Here is a 19,988-nt window from a genome sequence, read left to right as displayed (position 1 = left end):
GCTAGACGCTCCATTGATGTTTGTTGTGCGCTGTTTGCGTTGTTTAGGTAACGTTGCGCTGTCATCGCTGAAACGTTGGTATTTACATTCACTGCCATGGTGACTTCTCCAATTGATTTTCCGGTATAGCGGTTTCCGACGTCTCGGAAAACCAAGTAGTTATCTCTAAGTTACTTTTAATAACGGCGTGATTGACGAAACCTTTAGGAAAAAAACAACAAAATTAAAGAAATAGCGGTAAAGCAGAAGAAAGCGTGACTGGTCGTAAAATTATCGAAAAAAGATGAGAAAATCGCTAAAGTTGTCAGGAAGTCAGTCGAGTAGGAAATTGTGTTTTTATTCGCCAAAAAGCACTAGCTAAACTGAAATGCCTTTATAAGATTCGAGGTAATTCATTAACCTAATAACGTTAAAGCTAGATTCGGCGCTTGCTTGGCTTGAGCGAGTATCGTTGTGCTCACTTGCTGCAGTATTTGTTGCTTGAGCATTTGAGTGGTTTCTTTGGCGTAGTCGGTATCTTTGATTCGACTGTTTGATGTCGCCAAATTCTCATGAACGTTTTCAAGATTATTAATGGCATGATCAAAGCGGTTTTGCATTGCCCCTAATTCAGAGCGATGGCTATCGACATACTTCATCGCCGTATCCAAAATAGAGACGGCACGCTGAGCACCACCCACATCCGTTACATTGATGTCACCGACTGATTCGTAATAACCCGCAGACATTGAAAGCTCACTGGCTAACGAACCTGAAAAAGAGATCGTACCCGCCGTATCTTCACCAGACATATAAATCTGAAGCTGTCCGTCATCATTGACAGAAGCTGATACGAGATCCGTTTGACCATTAATGTAAGTCGCCAACTCTTCGATATCATCACCCGCTTTCGCGTTGATGGTGATTTCTTGTGGCTGACCAAAACGATCAGTAAACGACATCGTCATATCATTCTGGTTTGATTTCACTTCCCATGAATCACTGGCCATGCCATTAGCAACGTAGCTAAAGCCGCCCATGTTGATGTCATCAGTACGCATACTTTTCAAACCAATCTGCACGGCTTCGCCCGAACTGCCGCCGATTTGAAACGAGGTGTGCCCAAAACTGCCGTTAAGGAGCTTTTTACCACCGAATGAGGTGGTTTCGGCAATTCGATTCAGCTCGTCATTTAAGGCGGTGACTTCTTCTTGAATAGCGATTCGTTCCGATGAACTATTCGAGCCGTTACTCGCTTGTAGGGATAAGTCTCGCATGCGCTGCATGATATTAGTGGTTTCATTCATCGCTCCTTCTGCAGTCTGCATAATGGAGATACCGTCGTTAGCATTTCGAACGGCAACATCAATGCCACTCATCTGTGCTTCTAATCGATTCGAGATCTGTAAGCCAGCAGCGTCGTCTTTTGCGCTATTAATACGGCTCCCTGAAGCTAAGCGCTCCAAAGATTGGTTCAGCATGTTATTAGCATTAGAGAGGTTTCTCTGAGCCACTAACGCCGAGACATTCGTATTAACAGTGATAGCCATAGACCTTCGCTTACAAAAAGATGAATAAAACTCACGATTGCTCTTATATCGACCAGTTCATATCAAGCTTTAATAAAAAAGGAGCCCTGAGGCTCCCTTTCTTTGCTGCAGATGAGACGATTTACTTAATCGTTAATGCACTCAACATGTCAGTTGAAGGTGCAAAGTAGTAAGCGCCAGTCACTGCTTTGGTAAAGCGAAGCAGTTGGTCTGTTTTGCCATCTATTGCGCCGTACATGCTCTCTAACATCGCATCGAAGTTATGACGAACGTTACAGTAAGCAATGAACAATAAGCCGTGATCGCCCGTAGCAGTACCGTAAGGTAGGCTGTGGCGAACAATCTTAAGCCCCTTGCCTTCTTCTTTGATATCCACACGGCCAACGTGAGACGCCGCAGGAACATCATCTAACTCAATTGAATCAGGTTTAGTTCGACCAATCACTTTCTCTTGTGCCGATACATTCAAACGATTCCAAGCTGGCAGGTTGTGCACAAAACGCTGCACCATCACATAACTACCACCAGCGAATTCACCCTCAGGCACAATAGCGACTTCAGCACGTTGTGCGTCTTTCGGGTTTTCAGTGCCATCAACAAAGTCTGTCATGTCACGAGAGTCTAGGAAGCGGTAACCATAAGTTTCATCAACCACTTCAACATCAGCCGCTACTTCAGATAGCAATTTACGCAAGATAAAGAAGTGCAGATCATGTCGGTTTGAATGACAGTGAATCAGAACGTCAGACAGTGTGCTCGGCGCGGTGATATCACCTTCACCAAGCTCAGGGAAGTCAATCAAATCAGCGGGCGCTGCTTGTTCGAACTTATCCCAAAAAGCTTTTGAGAACGCAACCGATGCCGTTAAGTTCGCATCAGGTTGAGTTTGGTTTAGTTCGTCGATTAAACTCGGAAGCTTTTGAAGTTCCGCTAAAACATTAGCAGCGTTAGCATTCACTTTCAGTTGAACATAAAGAGCGAAAGGCCCAGCTTCTGGCAAGATAGCGCTTTGAATTTTAGGCTGCTCATTTGAGATGTTAAGCATAGATTAATCCTTTCATTTTTTAGCTTCTAAGTATAATTGGGAATGGGACAAATGTTTTGATGAGAATCAGTCTTCGTGCTCAACCACTTTAAAGCAGTCCCTAGCAGCATGGCTATTGGTAAGGTAAAGCGATAACCATAAAAGCAGCAATAAAGTAATGCCATTGGACCAGCGGAACCATCCATTATCCAAATAGATTAAATAAATCGTATGTGAGCTCTGCGCCAAGATAGCCGTCATAGTGACCCAACGCCCCCAAGACACGACTTTATTGAGGCGTTTTCTATCTGGCGATCTTAGTCCAAATAGCCACATCAGTAGCAAGCTAGGCACACTCAACGCGATCCCGACATAAAACATTTGATGATCTGGATAGATAATTTCGAGTATGTCAGTGCCCGACTTTCGGCTTGCTCCTGCGACAATGAAAACAACCAAAGCTTTCGCCAGAAACAGCCAACCTAACCATAATAGGATTGGGGCTTTTAAAAAGCCGTGCTTATCGTATTGTTCTATGGAGTACCGCACAAATCTCACTTTCAGTTATTTTCAAACTAACACTTTAACGCAAATCATTCATACTTAACTAGCTTTGCGTTATCTTAGTAGCCAATCCGTTTTAATTATCGAACTCAGTATGAAAAAGAAAACTAATACACCGTCTGTTGAATCTCAACAAGAAGCACTGAAGATAGCCAAAGCGACTCAAAAGCCAGCTCAAACCAAAGAACAAACTAAGTTGATTGCTCAAGGTATCGAGAAAGGCATCGCACTGTACAAGAAACAGCAAAAAGAGCGCAGTCGCCAAGCCGACAAAGCAAAAAAGCGTGTACAGAAAGAGAAACAAACTCAACAGACTAATCAAGACCAAGAACAGAATGTCGACACGAGTGTTGAAACAACATCAAATCACGGCAACAAATTACCGTGGCTACTACTGATCGCTAGCTGGATAGGCTTCGCGATTTATTTGATGAAATAACAGGGTAATCGTATGAAAAAGGAATTAATCGCTTTAGCTATGAGTGGTGCATTGTTAGGTTGCACGACACCAACATCAATACCTCATAGCGAAGCTGACAAAGTGCAAATGGATTACCACGGTGTGATTAATATCGAGCAATGCGAGTATAAAGGGGAAGTCACAGGCAGCGAAGGCCATTGGTACAGCTACCTGTTTTACCCGAATGACACATTGATTCAAGGCGCCATGAATGAACTCAAGTCGAATACGATTGAGCTAGGCGCAGATACCGTGATATTCACACTTCCCCAAGATTTTTCCACATCCGTGACTATGCTGGGAACTGCCTATCTGTGTAAGTAAATAGAAACGTAATGGGGTAGCTCACCACTCAAATGAGCGAGATGCTCCCTACTATTTCTATTCTAAAAAAAGAAAGCCAGCTTTCGCTGGCTTATGCACTAAATCCAAGGCTTGTTGCTATATCGCCTTTACGCTGGATAACCCATTGACTGTCAAATGGCCCCCAGTCGGATAACTGGTAATAGCCATCATTATGACGTCGCCCATCTTGAACAAACATAAGTTCGATACCGATCCCCGGTAACGCCTTGAGTACATCTTGAATAGTACGACGAGGCCACCCCGTTTTTTCGATGAGTTTAGGCACATTCGGCCTATCAAGGCTTTCCACTAACAATGCTAAATATAGCCGCCTTGCAAAAACAGGACTCAACTCCATTGACACCTCCTATATATGTGCAGCTCAATTATTTCTTTTTTCGCTGACAACATGTTGAGGCTGATCAATAAGTCTCCAATAGTGACATTTTCTTACGCTTTTTTTTCACTCTATGAAATATTCATCACTCTATTTTGTCTGAGTTGCCGCTTCCTGATAGGATTCAACTCATAACAATGAAATAAAATCACTCAAAGGAAGAATAATGACTATCACCATGTTTGGTATCCCAAATTGCGACACCATTAAAAAAGCAAAGAAATGGCTCGAAGCTGAAGGTATCGAGTTCGAATTTCACGATTATCGCAAACAAGGCATCACAGAAGAGCTAGTAACAGGCTTCTGCTCTGAGCTAGGTTGGGAGCTTGTGCTAAACAAACGTGGTACGACTTATCGCCAACTTTCTCAAGAACAGAAAGATACCCTAACAGAAGAAAAAGCGGTGACTTTGCTTGTTGAACAACCTGCAATGATCAAGCGCCCAATCTTAAAAGTAGAGGGCAAGCTTCACATCGGATTTAAAGCCGACCAATACGCGTCTATTTTTGCTTAGATCGTTGTATTGACATAGACAGACAACAGGACGTTGATCATTGAATCAGCGCCTAAAAATTAATGACTAGACGTTTTATTTAAACAAGGAATTCAAGGATGACAGATAGCCCAACTTTGGCTCTGGCAAAAGACCTAATCAGCCGTCAATCGGTAACACCAGAAGATGCAGGCTGCCAAGACCTGATGATTGAACGCTTAAAAGCACTCGGTTTTGAAATCGAAGTGATGGTATTTGAAGATACGACCAACTTCTGGGCTCGCCGTGGTACTAAAGCGCCTTTGTTTGCTTTTGCTGGTCACACTGATGTGGTGCCTGCTGGCCCAATCGAACAGTGGAATACAAAGCCATTCGAACCGACTATCGTAGACGGTTTCCTACATGGCCGTGGCGCTGCTGATATGAAAGGCTCTCTGGCTTCGATGATTGTTGCCGTCGAGCAGTTCATTGCCAAACACCCAGACCACACAGGCTCAATCGGTTTCTTGATCACTTCAGATGAGGAAGGTCCTTTCATCAACGGTACAGTGCGTGTTGTTGAAGCTCTGATGGCACGTGGTGAAAACATCGATATGTGTATCGTTGGTGAACCATCGAGCACTGAGTTCGTGGGTGATGTCGTTAAGAACGGCCGTCGTGGCTCTATCACTGGCGACCTAACGATTAAAGGCACACAAGGTCATGTTGCCTACCCTCACCTAGCGAACAACCCAGTACACAGCTCTCTGCTTGCAATCAACGAGTTGGCAACGACTGAGTGGGACAAAGGTAATGATTACTTCCCACCAACCAGTTTCCAAATCCCAAATGTAAGCGCAGGTACGGGTGCTTCAAACGTGATTCCTGGTGAGTTTAATGTTCAGTTTAACCTGCGTTTTAGCACAGAGTTAAGCAACGACATCATCGTTGAGCGAATCACAACGACGCTCGATAAGTACGACTTCGAATACGACCTGAAATGGACCTTCAATGGCGACCCGTTCTTAACAGACGCTGGTTCATTGCTTGATGCTATTGTCGATGCAGTAGGTCACGTGAATGATGTTAAGCCTGCGCTGCTTACCACAGGGGGTACATCTGACGGCCGCTTTATTGCTCGCATGAAGGGGCAAGTGGTAGAACTAGGTCCTGTGAACGCAACGATTCACAAAGTTAACGAATGCGTGAAAGTGGCAGATTTAGAAAAGCTAACTGATATGTACGAAAGAACATTAGTGAACCTGTTCGCTAAGTAGTTCTTTCATCAGCGATTCATAGCATCTAATTATTGAGAGACACGTTATGACACCAGAGCAGCTAACCGGACAATCAGATTCTCACCTAGAACCTAGCCTCATTGGCAGCAAAACCTTCTTGGTTCACAGTGAGGTCAAAGATGACCTAAACAATTTGATTGAAGCTGCTCAACTCGCGGGTTTCAAAATGGAGATTGCCAGTGGCTTTCGCGACTACGCAAGGCAGTCTCTGATTTGGAACCGTAAGTTTTCTGGTGAAGCGCCAATATTGGATTCAGAGAGCCAACCACTTGATGCTTCAGCACTCAGTGAACATCAGAAATTGTCGGCAATCCTGAGGTGGTCTGCCCTTCCCGGAGCGAGCCGTCACCATTGGGGTTGTGACTTTGATGTCTTTGCTCGAAACGACTTACCTGAAGGCACACAGTTGCAATTAGAGCCATGGGAATACCTTACTGGCCACCAGCAAGCGTTTTACCAGTGGCTATCTGTTCACGCTTCGCAATTTGGGTTCTTTTTTCCTTATAGCGAAGACCTCGGCGGTGTGGCGGTCGAACCATGGCATATCAGCCATCGCAAAGTATCGGAGTCGTGTTTATCACAGTTATCTCCGACTTTACTTGGCAAGCAACTCCAATCTAAGCCAATATTAGGGTATGAGATTATTATGGAGCAGCTAGACGAGATCTATGCACGCTTCGTAGCGAATATCAGTCATTAGGAGCGCTTATGTTGGAGTGGCTTACAAACCCTTGGGTTATCATCATCATCGTGGTTAGCGTTGTGGTGGGTAACATCGCAGCGCTCAAACAGACCGCCAATATGGATCTGACGGGCCGAGGTAAAACTGAGCGAGACTTAGATAAGCTCAATCGCTTGGATAAACTTAACCAAGAGAAAGCTGAAAAAGAAGAATCCAAAGACAGTAAAGACGCATAGCTTTTTTGCTTTGGCTAATCAACTTGATTGACCAATACAACCTGATGACAACGAATACAAAAAAAGAGGACACAGTGTGTCCTCTTTTTTATTTGCTTGAGCTAATCACAGAACTGATTTAACTCCGCTCTGTGACGGCTTAAGTGCGACTACTCAGCTTTCGCTTCTTTGTCATCTTTGGTTTGGTCAGCAATATGCGCCAGTACCGGAACCATTGATTTAAGCAGCTCTTCTTCTACTGGCTTACCTGATGCATCCGTTACGTTGATTGACGTACGGTTGCCAAGATCACCAAATAGGAAGTTGTAAGTGCCTGGCGCTAAGTCGATAGGCTGTAGGCCAATTTCTTCCCAGAACTCATCATCTGGTGCTGCGTACTTCGCCTTCACCGTACCCTGAGATTGATTGCGTTCTTCAAGCTCAAAGCCCATTTCAGGCAACAAGCTAGGCAGACGCTGCCAGAATACATTGTATGGCGTACGAGCAATAATCACAGGGAAACCACTACGGTCAGCACCCATTGAGATTGGAATACGCTTCACTAACTCTTGTGCTTTCAGCTCCGCTTCAGCACGAAGGTTTTCATCATACTTAGCCATAACTAGGTTAGTCAGGAACGCGTTGTAACGTTCTTTATTGGTTGCCGTTACCGGTTTCTCTTCAGTACCTTCACGCCAATCAATCAGATTAATCTTGAAGCCATGACGGTTATTCGCTTGGAAGCGAGACATTGAGTAGCGGCTGCCAATCTCTACGTCTTCATCTTCAGAAACCCAAGTTACCCAATCAGTCTCAATCTCATTCTCTGATTGCTCACGAATACCAATACCACGCTGAGCCAGCATATCTACAGCCGTTTGCCACACGCGATCTGCCTCTTCTGCGCGAAGAAGCCATAGTGTCACTTCACCGTTTTGACGCTCAGCACGAGCCCCTGGGATCAGCTCAAGCACTTGTTGCGGTGGACGAATATCCACTTCACGACCTGTACCACCACTGAATTCACCGCTTGGGATGTCAAAGTTTGGGTAGAACTGAGGCTGAGCATCTTCAGGCAATTGCCATTGTGAAAACTCAGGTGTTTCTAAGTATTCGAAATCATCTTTGGCTTGGCGACGTTGAGTCGGGCTGCCAGAACATGCTGTAAGAACGAAAACAGCCAGTGACCCAATCACTAGCTGGTGAGAATACTTCATTTATACTCCTAAATGCCGAAGGTTCGCTTCGGCATCACTTCATACGTTTTAGTAAATGCACGCTTCAGTCATTGCTTGAGCAACAACAGGTTGAGCTGGCTCTGACAGTTCAGTCAGCGGTAGACGTAAGCCACCTTCAGCAATCAGACCCATTTTATGAACCGCCCATTTTACGGGAATAGGGTTAGACTCAACGAACAAATTCTTATGTAGAGGCATCAAACGCTCATTGATCGCTTCTGCTTCTTCAAACTTACCTTCTTTCGCTAGCTTGAACATGGTTGCCATATCAGCGGCTGCAACATTATTCGTTACAGAGATCACGCCATCGCCACCACGCTTAACAAATTCTAGACCTGTTAAGTCATCACCACTTAGTAAGATAAAGTCTTCGCCACAAAGTTCACGGTGAATTGCAATTCTGTCGAGATCACCCGTCGCATCTTTCAGTGCAACGATGTTTTCGATCTCAGCAAGACGAGCAACCGTTTCTGGCAGCAAGTCTACCGCAGTACGACCTGGAACATTGTATAGGATTTGTGGAACGTCACTGACTTCAGCAATCGCTTTGTAGTGTTGGTACAAACCTTCTTGAGTCGGTTTGTTGTAGTAAGGCGTTACGCTCAGGCAACCAGCAATACCAGAACCATTCAGCAAACGGCTGAATAGAACAGATTCATGAGTTGCATTTGCACCTGTACCAGCGATAACGGGAATACGACCGTCAGCAAATTCAACGATCTTGTTGACGACTTTGACATGCTCTTCAATAGTGAGTGTTGAAGACTCACCTGTTGTGCCAACCGCAACCAGACCATCACTACCTGCAGCAATATGGTGCTCAACTAACTTTTTAAGGCTGTCGAAATCCACTTCACCACCTGTATTAAATGGCGTAACTAGCGCAACGATACTTCCTGAAAACATGTCTATCTCCCTTAATTTATTCTTTTTGCATGTTACTGTAAGCCAATCAATAAACACAAGACATTAAAGTGGCTTACCGGCAACATCTGCATTAAATATTGTCGTATGTTTGAGGTAAAACGACTTCTAACGGCGTTCTACCTAGAATTTGGGTAACCTGCGCTCAATCTAGCGGATAGCACACCACTGGATGTCAGTAACAAGTAAGCTGTGCTCTCATCACTCTATCTCATTTTTTAACGCGCTCAATATTCTTATCATTGGTTACATGTTCGAAGCAAGGTCGCTCATAAAAAGCCCCGTACGCACGCTTATTCCACGAGCTAACTGTGCTAACATGCATGAATCAATGGAATATAAAGAGACGTGATTTTATGACTCAACATCTAGTAATCACAGCTGTGGGCACTGATCGCCCAGGTGTATGCAACCAAGTGGTTCATTTAGTCACCCAATCAGGCTGTAACATTATTGATAGCCGTATCGCCCTGTTTGGCGAAGAATTTACGCTTATCATGCTGCTGTCTGGAAAGGCAAACAACATTACCCGCGTTGAAACCACCTTGCCCTTGCTTGGACAAGAGCACGACTTGATTACGATTATGAAGCGAACCTCAACTCATGATGTTATTGAGAACTCTTACACAGTAGAGGTGTTCGTTGAGTCAGACGATAAAATCGGACTTACTGAGCAGTTTACCCAGTTCTTCGCAGACCGAAACATCGGCCTCGATTCGTTAAGTGCACGAACCATCAATAAATCTAAGGTTCAACTGGACAACGACCAATTCCATATCTCTATTACCGCTTCTGTGCAATCAGAATGTAACTTGATGCAGCTACAAGAAGAATTCGATTCGCTGTGTCAGAGCCTATCAGTCCAAGGCTCGCTCAACTTTATCAAAAACAGTCTTTAAAAAGGAAATGTCATGAATACGCTAACGGCTGGTGTTCCAGCACCTGCTTTTTCTCTTCCAGATCAAGATGGCAATATCGTATCTCTTGGTGACTTCAAAGGTAAAAAAGTACTTTTCTATTTTTACCCAAAAGCAATGACTCCAGGTTGTATTGCGCAAGCGGAAGGCCTGCGTGATATCAAAGCACAGCTTGATGACCTAAACGTGGTTGTTCTAGGTGTGAGTGTTGACCCAGTAAAACGTCTACCAAACTTCGTTGAAAAGAAATCTCTGAACTTCACCCTGCTATCTGATGAAGACCACAGCGTTGCTGAACAGTTTGGTGTTTGGGGCGAGAAGAAATTCATGGGTAAGGTATACGATGGTCTGCACCGTATTAGCTTCCTAATTGATGAAGGAGGTCAGATTGAACACGTCTTCAACAAGTTCAAGACTAAGACTCACCACGAAGTGGTTCTAGATTACTTCAATCAAGAAGCTTAAGGGCGATTTGAGTGAGTTAATGACTTAGATTCATCACTCTCTAAGGCAATAGCAACACTCATTGAGCTAATGATTAAGCTAAGAGCAAAAAGGCCGAACATCATGGATGTTCGGCCTTTTTCTGTAACAATATCAATTACTTTTGATGTTCGGGGTCATCGTCTAATGCGTGACTCGGTAAGGCATTCCAAACCGCCTTAACTAGCGTTGCCAACGGGATAGCAAAGAACACGCCCCAGAATCCCCACAGTCCACCAAACACTAACACGGCAACAATAATGGCCACTGGGTGCAGGTTCACCGCTTCAGAGAAAAGAACAGGAACGAGCACGTTACCATCTAGCGCTTGGATAATACCGTAAGCGAGAAGCAACCAGTAAAACTGAGGCTCTAATCCCCACTGGAACAAACCCACAATCGCTACTGGAACAGTCACAGCTGCCGCGCCGATATAAGGGATTAGCACCGAGAAACCAACCGCTACAGCCAACAAGACTGAATAACGCAGGTCCAGAATCGCGAAGGTTACGTAGCTGACACCACCAACGATTAAAATCTCTAAGACTTTACCGCGAATATAGTTCGAGATTTGCTGGTTCATCTCTTCCCATACTTTGGTCGCTAAACGACGATTTCGAGGAAGTACACCGCTCGCCATTCTGATCATCTCTTCTTTGTCTTTTAACAAGAAGAAAATAAGCAGTGGTACAAGAATCAAGTAAACCGCTAAGGTCGCTAAGCTCACAAGAGAAGCAAGAGAGCCTTTGACAACACTTTCACCAAAACCTAACGCTTTGTTCTTGGCGTTAGACATAATGGACTCAACGATCTGCAGGTTGGCTAATTCTGGATAGCGTTCAGGAATCGTTGCAATGAAGTTTTGCAAGCTACCATACATGCTTGGGATGTCATTGATTAGGTTACCCACTTGTTGCCAAATGGTTGGTACCAAGCCAAAGATCGCAAGTAGCATCACGCTGAAGAACATCATGATCACCAACATCACCGAAGGCGTTCTTGGAACACCGAGTCTTTGAAGTTGGGTAACAGGCCACTCAAGCAAATAAGCCAACACAATTGCAACCAAGAGTGGCGCAATTAGGTGACCAAAGAAGTAGATCGTAATAAAGCCGAAGAGAATGATGGCAACCAAACTGACAGCATGGGGATCAGAGAAACGTCGTTTATACCAACGATTGACCATTTCAAGCATCTGACTGCAATTCCTTTTTAGTGACGAGGAGATGATGGTAATTAGAGCAAACCTCAGTGACGACGTCATAGGCTTGCTTAGACAAATAAGTAACAATATCTTTCATCGAGCTGTTATCAGAGACATAAATTGACAATGACTGCCCTACTTCTAACTTTACACTGTGACGCTTGGCTAATAATAGCGCCATTGGACAGCGCTCTTGGCGTAAATCTAGAATATTAGGTGTCATTCTTGAGCTCGATGCTTATTATAAGGGTCGTATTGTAATCTGTTTTTGAAAACGCGCCATCATTCATTCATCTTCCTTCATGATAGCGCACGCACTTGGCAAAGGTTAAATCAGATAAAGAACCAATTTCCATTGCACTTGTCTTACTGTCAGAAGAAACGGAGTATTACTGACTAATATGTTTAAACGCGCTCGCTCAATTGCTTGCTTATGCATCGCAGCTACATTAAGCACCCCAACTATGGCGAATACCAATAGTTTGGAGCTACCAGATATCGGTACCGCTGCTGGCGGCACACTCACTATCGATCAAGAGCTTATCTATGGTGATGCCTACATGCGCATCATCAGAAGCAGCCAGCCTATCGTAAACGACCCAGTTCTAAACCTGTATATTGATACGCTTGGCCATCGTCTGGTCGCGAACGCAAATGATGTAAAGACACCTTTCCAGTTCTTTATGATCCGTGACCGCAACATCAACGCCTTTGCTTTCTTTGGTGGTTATGTTGCTTTGCACTCAGGTCTATTCCTGCATGCACAATCTGAAAGTGAATTGGCTTCAGTATTAGCGCACGAAATCGCGCATGTAACCCAACGTCACTTAGCACGTAGTATGGAAGATCAAGCTCGCCGATCTCCAGCAACCATTGCAGCGCTAGCAGCCTCTGTATTACTGGCAATTGCAGCTCCTGAAGCCGGCATTGCAGCCCTAACGGCAACGACTGCAGGTAATATGCAAAGCCAAATCAACTACACACGTAGTAATGAAAAAGAAGCCGACCGCTTTGGGATCAATACGCTAGCAAAAGCTGGGTTTGATGTGAATGCAATGCCACGTTTCTTTGGCCGTTTGGCTGATGAATACCGTTATGCAAGCACACCACCGCCAATGCTACTGACTCACCCATTACCAGAAGACCGAATTACCGATTCACGTGCTCGTGCTCGTAGTTACCCGCCACTGAAACTGGCTCCGTCTCTAGACTACCACCTAGCAAGAGCTCGCATTGTTGCGCGCTATGCTGGCATTAATAATGATGCTGCTCTTGATTGGTTTGAGCGCCAGCTGAAGAAAGCCCCTAAAGCTTTGGTTCCGTCACTAGAATATGGCCAAGCACTGGTTTACCTAGATTCCAAAAAATTAGAAAAAGCAGAGCCGATTCTGAACAAGCTGATTAACAGTGACCCAACCAACCTGTTTTATCTAGATGCTATTTCGGATCTGCACATCGAGAAGAAACAGCCTGAGGTTGCAATTAAAGAGCTTAAATCGGCTCTGGTTCGTCAACCAAACAACCCGGTTCTGACCATTAATTACGCCAATGCACTGATTGAAAATGAAGACCTACAGGAAGCGGTTCGCGTATTGCAACGTTACACGCACGATAATCCGAACGACACCAATGGCTGGCACTTACTTTCAAAAGTAAATACGAGCCTTGGTAATAGTGACGAAGAACTGGCTGCTCGTGCAGAAATTTTGGCACTGCAAGCCAACTGGAACAAAGCGATTCAGTACTACACGCAAGCAAGCCAAATCGCAGAATTAGGAAGCCTAAAACAAGCACGCTACGACGCTCGAATTGATCAGCTAATGATTCAACGAGAGCGCTTCTTGTCGCTACAATAGAGTGTTTACTGGTAACGCTCGTTGCCAGTATAAAAAGAAAGCTCAACGTTACACACAAAAGAAGTCACCTCTGGTGGCTTCAGCTAAACAATTAAATCAAAAATAATAATGAGGAAGAACCATGTCTGTCGTGATTTATCATAACCCACGCTGCTCAAAAAGCCGTCAAACTCTAGAAGTGCTTCAGGAAAACGGCGTACAGCCAGAGGTAATCAAATACCTAGAGACTCCGTTAACAGTTGAACAGCTGAAAGTACTATTCACTCAGCTTGGTTTTGAGAGTGTTCGCGACATGATGCGCACCAAAGAAGCAGACTACAAAGAAGCAAACCTTGGTGATGCTTCGGTTACTGATGAAGATCTTTTCGCCGCGATGGCAACCAATCCAAAACTGTTTGAGCGCCCAGTGGTTGTCGCGAACAACAAAGCAAAAATTGGTCGTCCACCAGAGCAAGTGCTAGAGATTCTGTAATCCAATATGAGCATTAACATTCTTGTTCTTTACTACAGCCGCCACGGCAACACACAAGCTCTAGCAAGACAGATTGCACGAGGGGTTGAATCCATCCCGAACTGCGAAGCTATGCTAAGGACGGTGAACGACGTGTACACAGTAGAAGAGCAGCCTGATTCGCGTTATCAACCAACCGATCCTATTGCCTCGTTACAAGAGCTTCGATCTTGTGATGGTTTGGCGCTAGGCAGTCCGGTTTGGTTTGGCAACATGGCTGGGCCAATGAAGCACTTTTGGGATAGCACGACATCAATGTGGATCAATGGCGATCTCATCGATAAGCCAGCTTGTGTCTTTACCTCTTCTTCATCACTGCATGGTGGTCAAGAGACGACACAGCAAAGCATGATGTTGCCCCTGCTTCATCACGGCATGTTAGTCGTAGGCATCCCCTACTCAGAACCTGCGCTGCACACCACGCAAACCGGTGGCACGCCTTATGGTGCAAGCAGTACTGGAGAGAGCGCTTCGCTTAGCAAAGAAGAGATTGAGTTGGCGCAAAACCTAGGTAAACGCCTAGCGCGCATCGCGTTAAACCAGAAGGGAATTTCTCAATGATGTATATGCCAGAGAAGGCTATGTCTCCCAAAACCAAGCTATTTCGCTACCTCGCTTTAGCGGGCAACTTGTCACTTTTATTCTGGGTGGTAGCTTGGCAGATGACGCTTTCACCGCACCCTCATCTCAGTAATGTCACGCTGGCGATTGCTTGGGCTATCCCGCTGTTACTGCCATTGCCGGGCATTTTAGCAGGTAAGCCTTATACGCACGCATGGGCGAATTTCGTCTTGATGCTCTATTTCCTACACGCATTAACTATTTTGTATGTAGACGATGGTGAACGCTTGTTAGCGGCTGTAGAACTGCTCCTGACGACTCTAGGTTTCGCGGGCAATATCTTATTTACTCGCTTTAGAGCCAAAGAGTTAGGCATCAAGTTGAAGCGTCTTTCTGAAGTAGAAAAGAGAGAGAAAGCGAAGTTCGAGCAATAATATTGAACCCATGCTTTTAAACTGACCGCTTACAAACAAAAAGCCCTGCGAGATTGCTCTTGCAGGGCTTTTTTCATGTTTTCATTTCAATCAGTCATGTCAGCTGACAATTATGAGCGAACCCACTCGTAGACCAAGCTTGGCTTAGCATGTACTGGCGTAGTGATGGTTAGATCTTCTGTACTAGAATCCTCTAACGTTGCGTCAGCCGTGAGCTCAGCATCCTCAGATACCTCGTTGCCCTTAATCACTTGCACGCCTGAGTCAGTTTCGTCACCAGCGACTTCAGCAGCGTCTGTTGAATCATCACCTACAGACATTGTGTTGTCTTGAGTTTCAAATTCAGGGCTCACTTCAGGCTCAATGTAAGATTCTTCAACCTTCGCAACTTGGCGGATACTTGCCACTTCTTGCTCAAACTCTTGTTGAGTCGACAATAAGTGAATTCGGAAAGTGACTTCGTTGTTCTGAATCTTCAGAATATCTAGGCTTGCCACCGAGTTTAGACGCTTAAGTGCGTTTTCCAACTGGAAGAAGTCTTGAGCATTATTCAGGCTAATAAACTGCGTTAAAATCGATTCTGATGACTCACTCGCTACCGTCACAGCACTTTTGCCTGCGTAGTAGTTACTGATTTGGTCGACTAACTTCTTAGAAGTCGTTGCGCTGTTACCTGATAAAGAACCACTTACAGGCGATGTTGGTGCGCTCGTCAATTGACTTGGCTTTTGATCGTATAGAGCCCAACGTAGGCCTGAAGATTGAGCCTTTATCACCAACACAGCATCAACAGGGTAACGCTGACTCGCTTTACTGATTGGCGTAACAAAGCTACCCCACAAATCAGAAGTCGCAATACCCGTAATATCGTCAAAGTCACCCACAGGCAGCGTTAGAGGCAAGCCACGCTCTTTTGCGTTAGCTTGTAAGCTAGCTGCTAACTGTGAGTTAGAGTGTTCCCATACGATGTTCTTGTCGTAGTTGTCCTCTTCCACCAGCCAAACAAGGATGTTTGAACGCGTGTCAGGCCAGTAAGGTAACTGTGCTTGAGTCAACAGAGAACGGATTTGAGCACCGTTAAAGCGCATACGCAATGTTGATTGGTCATTGCTTTCGCCAAAACTCATTTGAGACATGTACTGCGAACTCTTGCGCATTGCCTTTTGAATCGTCTCATTCGAAGCGACATCAGTCTGGCCAGTCGCACGTATCAATACCTGCTCCATACCTGTATTTCTTGCCACTTGTTCTGGCTGTTTGTCTTCAGCGTTAATCGCAACTTCAGCACTAAAAATATCTACTTGAGTTAAGGCATAACTCGGAGAGGCTAATAGTCCCATCAACAACAATGCTATGTAGCGCATACTGATCCTAATATTCAAATCTTGTGCCTAGATGATAAGCAACTATGGATTGAGGGGCAAGGTCGTTAGCGCCCACTGTGTTTAATAACCACAAAATATCACCTGGCCATGATAAATCGCTCACTTATAAACTGAATTTCTAGTGCTTAGATGGATATAAAACATCACTAAGATAAATAAATTTGATCTATCTGGTGTAGCAATCGATTGCTAAGTGATAGAATCCCGCGAATTTTATTTTTCACTTTTCATATAACGACCATTTTTAAGGACATATCATGAAAAATGCTTTGCAAGGTGCGCAAATGCTGTTCGTAGCTTTTGGTGCGCTTGTACTCGTGCCGCTACTAACAGGACTTGATCCTAACGTTGCACTCTTTGGCGCAGGTATCGGTACCCTTTTATTCCAACTTATTACACGCCGTTCAGTGCCAATCTTCTTAGCGTCTTCTTTCGCATTCATCGCGCCAATCATGTTTGGTATTCAAACTTGGGGTGTAGGAGCAACCATGGGCGGCCTTATGGCGGCGGGTGTTGTGTATGTACTAATGGGCGCGTTAATTAAAGTTCGTGGCGTTGGCTTCATCCATAAACTGCTTCCACCGGTCGTGGTTGGCCCTGTGATCATGGTTATCGGTTTAGGCCTTGCGCCTGTTGCAGTAAACATGGCACTAGGTAAGACGGGCGATGGCGCAGTTCAGCTTGTTGATGCAGACGCTGCACTGTGGATCTCTTCGATTTCACTGTTAGTGACCATTGTCATCAGTGTGTTCTCGAAAGGCTTCCTTAAATTACTGCCAATCTTCGGTGGTATTGTTGCGGGTTACATCACTAGCTTGGTTTATGGTGCAGTCGACTTCACACCAGTAGCGCAAGCATCTTGGTTAGCTCTGCCAAACTTCACAGCGCCAGAGTTCAACATCAACGCTATCTTCTTTATGGTATTTGTTGCGATTGCACCTGCTGTTGAGCACGTAGGTGACATGCTTGCTATCTCTAACGTGACCGGTAAAGACTACCTTAAAAAACCTGGCCTACACCGCACTATTACTGGCGACGGCGTGGCAACCATTGCTGCTTCAATGCTGGGCGCGCCACCAAACACAACCTACAGTGAAGTAACGGGCGCGGTAATGCTGACCAAAGCATTCAACCCAGTGATCATGACTTGGGCCGCGGTAACAGCTATCGTTCTTGCATTGGTCGGTAAGCTAGGCGCACTACTTCAAACGATTCCTGTTCCTGTAATGGGCGGCATCATGATTCTACTGTTTGGTTCTATCGCAACCGTAGGCTTGAATACTCTAATTCAAAACAAAGTTGACCTGCACAAATCACGCAACCTTGTGATTGTGGGCATTACGTTAGTCTTCGGTATTGGCGGCATGGCATTTGGCATCGGTGACTTTAGCCTACAGGGCGTAAGCTTATGTGGCATCGTAGCGATTCTACTTAACCTAGTACTTCCAGATGAGCTAGGTGACAACACTGTGGTAGATAAAGCTCAAATCGATTAATGAATCGATAAGGCGAGATTCAAAAGAATCACAACCGAACAAGATCAAAAAAGGGAGAGCATCTAATGCTCTCCCTTTTTATTAATACGGTTAATTCAGCGAGTTAAGGAACTGTTTAGAGTCACTTAAGCTGAAACCGAATTACTTAGTACCGAAGATCTTATCGCCAGCATCGCCAAGACCAGGAACAATGTAGCCCTTGTCGTTTAGCTTCTCATCGATTGCAGCCGTGTAAAGCTCAACATCTGGGTGCGCTTTTTCTAGAGCAGCGATACCTTCAGGAGCAGCAACAAGCACAAGAATCTTAAAGTGCTTACAACCTTTCTCTTTCATCAGGTCGATAGTCGCGATCATAGAACCACCTGTCGCAAGCATTGGATCTACCACTAGAGCAATACGCTCATCGATGTTAGATGCAAGCTTGTTGAAGTATGGTACTGGCTCAAGTGTTTCTTCGTCACGGTAGATACCAACAACGCTGATACGTGCACTTGGGATGTGCTCAAGAACGCCGTCCATCATGCCTAGACCAGCACGTAGGATTGGCACTACCGTTACTTTTTTACCTTTAATTTGGTCAACTTCTACTGGACCGTTCCAACCGTTAATCGTCACACGCTCAGTTTCAAAGTCTGATGTCGCTTCGTATGTTAGAAGGCTACCCACTTCTGTCGCTAGCTCACGAAAACGCTTAGTGCTAATCTCACCTTCACGCATCAGGCCAATTTTATGTTTTACTAGCGGGTGTTTCACTTCAACAACTTTCATTTCCAACTCCGGCAATATTTAAACAAACCTGTAGATTATACACGAACTCTAAGGTTATTTCAGAATCTTTATTCTAATAAAAAAAACCGCGCAAACGTTTGCTCTTGGTAATCAAGCCCTGTTAGAATAGCGCCGTTTTCACATCCAACTTAAGTTCGAGGACTATCCCGTGAGTGGTAATACTTCTTCTCTAAGCTACAAAGACGCTGGTGTTGATATCGACGCAGGTAATGCACTAGTAGACCGTATCAAAGGTGCTGTTAAACGCACTCGTCGCCCTGAAGTAATGGGCGGTATTGGTGGCTTTGGCGCCCTATGTGAACTTCCAACGAAATACAAAGAGCCAGTACTTGTTTCAGGTACTGATGGTGTTGGTACTAAACTTCGCCTTGCTTTGGATCTGAAAAAACACGACACCATTGGTATCGACCTAGTGGCAATGTGTGTGAACGACTTAATCGTTCAAGGTGGTGAGCCGCTATTCTTCCTAGACTACTACGCAACAGGTAAGCTAGATGTAGATACAGCAGCAGACGTTGTTTCTGGTATAGCTGAAGGCTGTGTTCAAGCTGGCTGTGCACTAATCGGTGGTGAAACTGCTGAAATGCCAGGCATGTACGAAGGCGACGACTACGATGTAGCTGGCTTCTGTGTTGGTGTTGTAGAAAAAGCTGACATCATTGACGGCACTAAAGTAGCAGCAGGCGACGCACTTATCGCTGTTGGCTCAAGTGGTCCACACTCAAACGGTTACTCTTTAATTCGTAAAGTCCTAGAAGTTTCTGGTGCTGATAAGAGTGAAGAACTAGAAGGTCGCACTATCGGTGAGCACCTACTAGAACCTACTAAGATTTACATCAAATCAGCACTTAAGATGATTGCTGAGCATGACATTCATGCTATCTCGCACATCACAGGTGGTGGTTTCTGGGAAAACATCCCACGCGTACTTCCTGAAGGTACTAAGGCAGTCATTGATGGCAAGAGCTGGGAATGGCCTGCTATCTTCAACTGGCTACAAGAGAAAGGTAACGTGGAGACATTTGAAATGTACCGCACTTTCAACTGTGGTGTAGGCCTAGTTGTTGCTCTACCTAAAGATCAAGCAGACGCTGCTGTTGAACTACTGAAAGCTGAAGGCGAAAACGCTTGGGTTATCGGTGAGATCGCAAACGCTGAAGCTGGCGAAGAGCAAGTTGAAATCAAATAAGTGATACGCTCACTT

24 protein-coding genes and 1 pseudogene are annotated in these 19,988 nt (G+C 44.9%); 14 read left to right on the top strand and 11 right to left on the bottom strand.

What is annotated here, in order from left to right; all coding sequences use genetic code 11:
- The 4 genes and pseudogenes from MSG38_RS17720 to MSG38_RS17705 all read right to left on the bottom strand — a co-directional run.
- Window positions 1-155 (bottom strand): annotated as a pseudogene (locus MSG38_RS17720) (flagellin); the annotation flags it as partial.
- A 240-nt stretch (window positions 156-395) separates the two neighbouring features.
- Window positions 396-1,529 carry a flagellin gene (locus MSG38_RS17715; protein WP_248402315.1) on the bottom strand — a complete coding sequence of 378 codons (1,134 nt, stop codon included), beginning with the start codon at window positions 1,527-1,529 and terminating at the stop codon, window positions 396-398.
- A gap of 121 nt (window positions 1,530-1,650) precedes the next feature.
- Window positions 1,651-2,574 (bottom strand): Dyp-type peroxidase, encoded by a 924-nt coding sequence (locus MSG38_RS17710; protein ID WP_248402314.1) that lies wholly within the window; start codon window positions 2,572-2,574, stop codon window positions 1,651-1,653.
- A gap of 66 nt (window positions 2,575-2,640) precedes the next feature.
- The gene (locus MSG38_RS17705; RefSeq protein WP_248402313.1) at window positions 2,641-3,102 is read right to left on the bottom strand and encodes a DUF2919 domain-containing protein; all 462 of its coding nucleotides are present in this window, start codon (window positions 3,100-3,102) and stop codon (window positions 2,641-2,643) included.
- Window positions 3,103-3,211: 109 nt separating this feature from the next.
- Between MSG38_RS17705 and MSG38_RS17700 the strand changes: the two genes are divergently transcribed.
- Together MSG38_RS17700 and MSG38_RS17695 are read left to right on the top strand one after the other, a co-directional pair.
- On the top strand, window positions 3,212-3,556 hold the full coding sequence (locus MSG38_RS17700) for a DUF2956 domain-containing protein (protein WP_172379893.1): 345 nt from the start codon (window positions 3,212-3,214) through the stop codon (window positions 3,554-3,556).
- 12 nt (window positions 3,557-3,568) lie between these two features.
- Window positions 3,569-3,901 (top strand): DUF4156 domain-containing protein, encoded by a 333-nt coding sequence (locus tag MSG38_RS17695; protein ID WP_048616132.1) that lies wholly within the window; start codon window positions 3,569-3,571, stop codon window positions 3,899-3,901.
- Between the two features lie 91 nt (window positions 3,902-3,992).
- Here the strand turns inward: MSG38_RS17695 and MSG38_RS17690 are convergent, their stop codons facing one another.
- Window positions 3,993-4,280: a helix-turn-helix domain-containing protein gene (locus tag MSG38_RS17690; RefSeq protein WP_004734273.1), complete on the bottom strand. Its 288-nt coding sequence runs from the start codon at window positions 4,278-4,280 to the stop codon at window positions 3,993-3,995.
- A 205-nt stretch (window positions 4,281-4,485) separates the two neighbouring features.
- Between MSG38_RS17690 and MSG38_RS17685 the strand changes: the two genes are divergently transcribed.
- From MSG38_RS17685 to MSG38_RS17670, 4 genes are all read left to right on the top strand, one after another.
- Window positions 4,486-4,833, top strand: a complete 348-nt coding sequence (locus MSG38_RS17685; RefSeq protein WP_248402312.1) for an ArsC family reductase — start codon at window positions 4,486-4,488, stop codon at window positions 4,831-4,833.
- A gap of 98 nt (window positions 4,834-4,931) precedes the next feature.
- Complete coding sequence (gene dapE, locus MSG38_RS17680) at window positions 4,932-6,068, top strand: succinyl-diaminopimelate desuccinylase (RefSeq protein ID WP_248402311.1); 1,137 nt, start codon at window positions 4,932-4,934, stop codon at window positions 6,066-6,068.
- Between the two features lie 46 nt (window positions 6,069-6,114).
- Complete coding sequence (locus tag MSG38_RS17675; protein ID WP_050647909.1) at window positions 6,115-6,789, top strand: M15 family metallopeptidase; 675 nt, start codon at window positions 6,115-6,117, stop codon at window positions 6,787-6,789.
- Window positions 6,790-6,797: 8 nt separating this feature from the next.
- A complete protein-coding gene (locus tag MSG38_RS17670) occupies window positions 6,798-7,007 on the top strand; it encodes a DUF2897 family protein (RefSeq protein ID WP_048606545.1) in 210 nt (69 codons plus the stop codon).
- A 149-nt stretch (window positions 7,008-7,156) separates the two neighbouring features.
- Here the strand turns inward: MSG38_RS17670 and bamC are convergent, their stop codons facing one another.
- Complete coding sequence (gene bamC, locus MSG38_RS17665) at window positions 7,157-8,203, bottom strand: outer membrane protein assembly factor BamC (RefSeq protein WP_048606547.1); 1,047 nt, start codon at window positions 8,201-8,203, stop codon at window positions 7,157-7,159.
- A gap of 48 nt (window positions 8,204-8,251) precedes the next feature.
- Window positions 8,252-9,130: a 4-hydroxy-tetrahydrodipicolinate synthase gene (dapA, locus tag MSG38_RS17660; protein WP_248402309.1), complete on the bottom strand. Its 879-nt coding sequence runs from the start codon at window positions 9,128-9,130 to the stop codon at window positions 8,252-8,254.
- Window positions 9,131-9,504: 374 nt separating this feature from the next.
- Here dapA and MSG38_RS17655 point away from each other — a divergent pair, with 374 nt between their 5' ends.
- A complete protein-coding gene (locus MSG38_RS17655) occupies window positions 9,505-10,047 on the top strand; it encodes a glycine cleavage system protein R (RefSeq protein WP_017060705.1) in 543 nt (180 codons plus the stop codon).
- Between the two features lie 12 nt (window positions 10,048-10,059).
- Window positions 10,060-10,530 (top strand): thioredoxin-dependent thiol peroxidase, encoded by a 471-nt coding sequence (bcp, locus tag MSG38_RS17650; RefSeq protein WP_248402307.1) that lies wholly within the window; start codon window positions 10,060-10,062, stop codon window positions 10,528-10,530.
- Window positions 10,531-10,666: 136 nt separating this feature from the next.
- On the opposite strand, the gene MSG38_RS17645 is transcribed toward bcp, so the two are convergent.
- Both MSG38_RS17645 and MSG38_RS17640 read right to left on the bottom strand, forming a co-directional pair.
- Window positions 10,667-11,743, bottom strand: a complete 1,077-nt coding sequence (locus MSG38_RS17645) for an AI-2E family transporter (RefSeq protein ID WP_017063383.1) — start codon at window positions 11,741-11,743, stop codon at window positions 10,667-10,669.
- A complete protein-coding gene (locus tag MSG38_RS17640) occupies window positions 11,736-11,975 on the bottom strand; it encodes a sulfurtransferase TusA family protein (protein ID WP_029235389.1) in 240 nt (79 codons plus the stop codon). Before MSG38_RS17640 ends, MSG38_RS17645 begins: the two co-directional genes overlap by 8 nt.
- A 178-nt stretch (window positions 11,976-12,153) precedes the next feature.
- Between MSG38_RS17640 and MSG38_RS17635 the strand changes: the two genes are divergently transcribed.
- The 4 genes from MSG38_RS17635 (at window position 12,154) to MSG38_RS17620 (ending at window position 15,114) form a co-directional block, all read left to right on the top strand.
- On the top strand, window positions 12,154-13,608 hold the full coding sequence (locus tag MSG38_RS17635) for a M48 family metallopeptidase (protein WP_050619929.1): 1,455 nt from the start codon (window positions 12,154-12,156) through the stop codon (window positions 13,606-13,608).
- Window positions 13,609-13,729: 121 nt separating this feature from the next.
- Window positions 13,730-14,080, top strand: a complete 351-nt coding sequence (gene arsC, locus MSG38_RS17630; protein ID WP_050619930.1) for an arsenate reductase (glutaredoxin) — start codon at window positions 13,730-13,732, stop codon at window positions 14,078-14,080.
- A gap of 6 nt (window positions 14,081-14,086) precedes the next feature.
- Window positions 14,087-14,680, top strand: coding sequence for an NAD(P)H:quinone oxidoreductase (gene wrbA, locus MSG38_RS17625; RefSeq protein ID WP_050619931.1), 594 nt, complete (start codon window positions 14,087-14,089; stop codon window positions 14,678-14,680).
- Window positions 14,677-15,114 carry a DUF2069 domain-containing protein gene (locus MSG38_RS17620; RefSeq protein ID WP_017060713.1) on the top strand — a complete coding sequence of 146 codons (438 nt, stop codon included), beginning with the start codon at window positions 14,677-14,679 and terminating at the stop codon, window positions 15,112-15,114. Before wrbA ends, MSG38_RS17620 begins: the two co-directional genes overlap by 4 nt.
- Before the next feature lie 110 nt (window positions 15,115-15,224).
- On the opposite strand, the gene MSG38_RS17615 is transcribed toward MSG38_RS17620, so the two are convergent.
- Window positions 15,225-16,478, bottom strand: coding sequence for a DUF2066 domain-containing protein (locus tag MSG38_RS17615; protein WP_050619932.1), 1,254 nt, complete (start codon window positions 16,476-16,478; stop codon window positions 15,225-15,227).
- A 278-nt stretch (window positions 16,479-16,756) separates the two neighbouring features.
- Here MSG38_RS17615 and MSG38_RS17610 point away from each other — a divergent pair, with 278 nt between their 5' ends.
- Window positions 16,757-17,995, top strand: coding sequence for a uracil-xanthine permease family protein (locus MSG38_RS17610; RefSeq protein WP_050619933.1), 1,239 nt, complete (start codon window positions 16,757-16,759; stop codon window positions 17,993-17,995).
- A 141-nt stretch (window positions 17,996-18,136) separates the two neighbouring features.
- Here MSG38_RS17610 and upp read toward each other — a convergent pair whose 3' ends face one another.
- A complete protein-coding gene (gene upp / locus MSG38_RS17605; protein WP_017060716.1) occupies window positions 18,137-18,763 on the bottom strand; it encodes a uracil phosphoribosyltransferase in 627 nt (208 codons plus the stop codon).
- A 169-nt stretch (window positions 18,764-18,932) separates the two neighbouring features.
- On the opposite strand from upp, the gene purM reads away from it, so the two are divergent.
- Window positions 18,933-19,973 (top strand): phosphoribosylformylglycinamidine cyclo-ligase, encoded by a 1,041-nt coding sequence (gene purM / locus MSG38_RS17600; RefSeq protein WP_008222945.1) that lies wholly within the window; start codon window positions 18,933-18,935, stop codon window positions 19,971-19,973.
- Window positions 19,974-19,988: the final 15 nt, after the last annotated feature.

This window comes from Vibrio sp. 1CM24A, from assembly GCF_023161725.1.
Classification (GTDB): Bacteria; Pseudomonadota; Gammaproteobacteria; order Enterobacterales; family Vibrionaceae; genus Vibrio; species Vibrio coralliirubri.
Note: the sequence above shows the minus strand (reverse complement) of the source record. Positions and strands in the feature narration are given on the sequence as shown.

Excerpts from the sequence above, each read along its gene's own strand:
- MSG38_RS17615 (WP_050619932.1), bottom strand. The coding sequence starts at position 16,478 with ATGCGCTACATAGCATTGTTGTTGATGGGACTATTAGCCTCTCCGAGT.
- bamC (WP_048606547.1), bottom strand. The coding sequence starts at position 8,203 with ATGAAGTATTCTCACCAGCTAGTGATTGGGTCACTGGCTGTTTTCGTT.
- dapE (WP_248402311.1), top strand. The coding sequence starts at position 4,932 with ATGACAGATAGCCCAACTTTGGCTCTGGCAAAAGACCTAATCAGCCGT.
- arsC (WP_050619930.1), top strand. The coding sequence starts at position 13,730 with ATGTCTGTCGTGATTTATCATAACCCACGCTGCTCAAAAAGCCGTCAA.
- upp (WP_017060716.1), bottom strand. The coding sequence starts at position 18,763 with ATGAAAGTTGTTGAAGTGAAACACCCGCTAGTAAAACATAAAATTGGC.
- MSG38_RS17670 (WP_048606545.1), top strand. The coding sequence starts at position 6,798 with ATGTTGGAGTGGCTTACAAACCCTTGGGTTATCATCATCATCGTGGTT.
- MSG38_RS17715 (WP_248402315.1), bottom strand. The coding sequence starts at position 1,529 with ATGGCTATCACTGTTAATACGAATGTCTCGGCGTTAGTGGCTCAGAGA.
- MSG38_RS17610 (WP_050619933.1), top strand. The coding sequence starts at position 16,757 with ATGAAAAATGCTTTGCAAGGTGCGCAAATGCTGTTCGTAGCTTTTGGT.
- MSG38_RS17710 (WP_248402314.1), bottom strand. The coding sequence starts at position 2,574 with ATGCTTAACATCTCAAATGAGCAGCCTAAAATTCAAAGCGCTATCTTG.
- MSG38_RS17635 (WP_050619929.1), top strand. The coding sequence starts at position 12,154 with ATGTTTAAACGCGCTCGCTCAATTGCTTGCTTATGCATCGCAGCTACA.
- MSG38_RS17645 (WP_017063383.1), bottom strand. The coding sequence starts at position 11,743 with ATGCTTGAAATGGTCAATCGTTGGTATAAACGACGTTTCTCTGATCCC.
- MSG38_RS17620 (WP_017060713.1), top strand. The coding sequence starts at position 14,677 with ATGATGTATATGCCAGAGAAGGCTATGTCTCCCAAAACCAAGCTATTT.
- MSG38_RS17700 (WP_172379893.1), top strand. The coding sequence starts at position 3,212 with ATGAAAAAGAAAACTAATACACCGTCTGTTGAATCTCAACAAGAAGCA.
- MSG38_RS17690 (WP_004734273.1), bottom strand. The coding sequence starts at position 4,280 with ATGGAGTTGAGTCCTGTTTTTGCAAGGCGGCTATATTTAGCATTGTTA.
- bcp (WP_248402307.1), top strand. The coding sequence starts at position 10,060 with ATGAATACGCTAACGGCTGGTGTTCCAGCACCTGCTTTTTCTCTTCCA.
- dapA (WP_248402309.1), bottom strand. The coding sequence starts at position 9,130 with ATGTTTTCAGGAAGTATCGTTGCGCTAGTTACGCCATTTAATACAGGT.
- wrbA (WP_050619931.1), top strand. The coding sequence starts at position 14,087 with ATGAGCATTAACATTCTTGTTCTTTACTACAGCCGCCACGGCAACACA.
- MSG38_RS17640 (WP_029235389.1), bottom strand. The coding sequence starts at position 11,975 with ATGACACCTAATATTCTAGATTTACGCCAAGAGCGCTGTCCAATGGCG.
- MSG38_RS17675 (WP_050647909.1), top strand. The coding sequence starts at position 6,115 with ATGACACCAGAGCAGCTAACCGGACAATCAGATTCTCACCTAGAACCT.
- MSG38_RS17695 (WP_048616132.1), top strand. The coding sequence starts at position 3,569 with ATGAAAAAGGAATTAATCGCTTTAGCTATGAGTGGTGCATTGTTAGGT.
- MSG38_RS17655 (WP_017060705.1), top strand. The coding sequence starts at position 9,505 with ATGACTCAACATCTAGTAATCACAGCTGTGGGCACTGATCGCCCAGGT.
- MSG38_RS17685 (WP_248402312.1), top strand. The coding sequence starts at position 4,486 with ATGACTATCACCATGTTTGGTATCCCAAATTGCGACACCATTAAAAAA.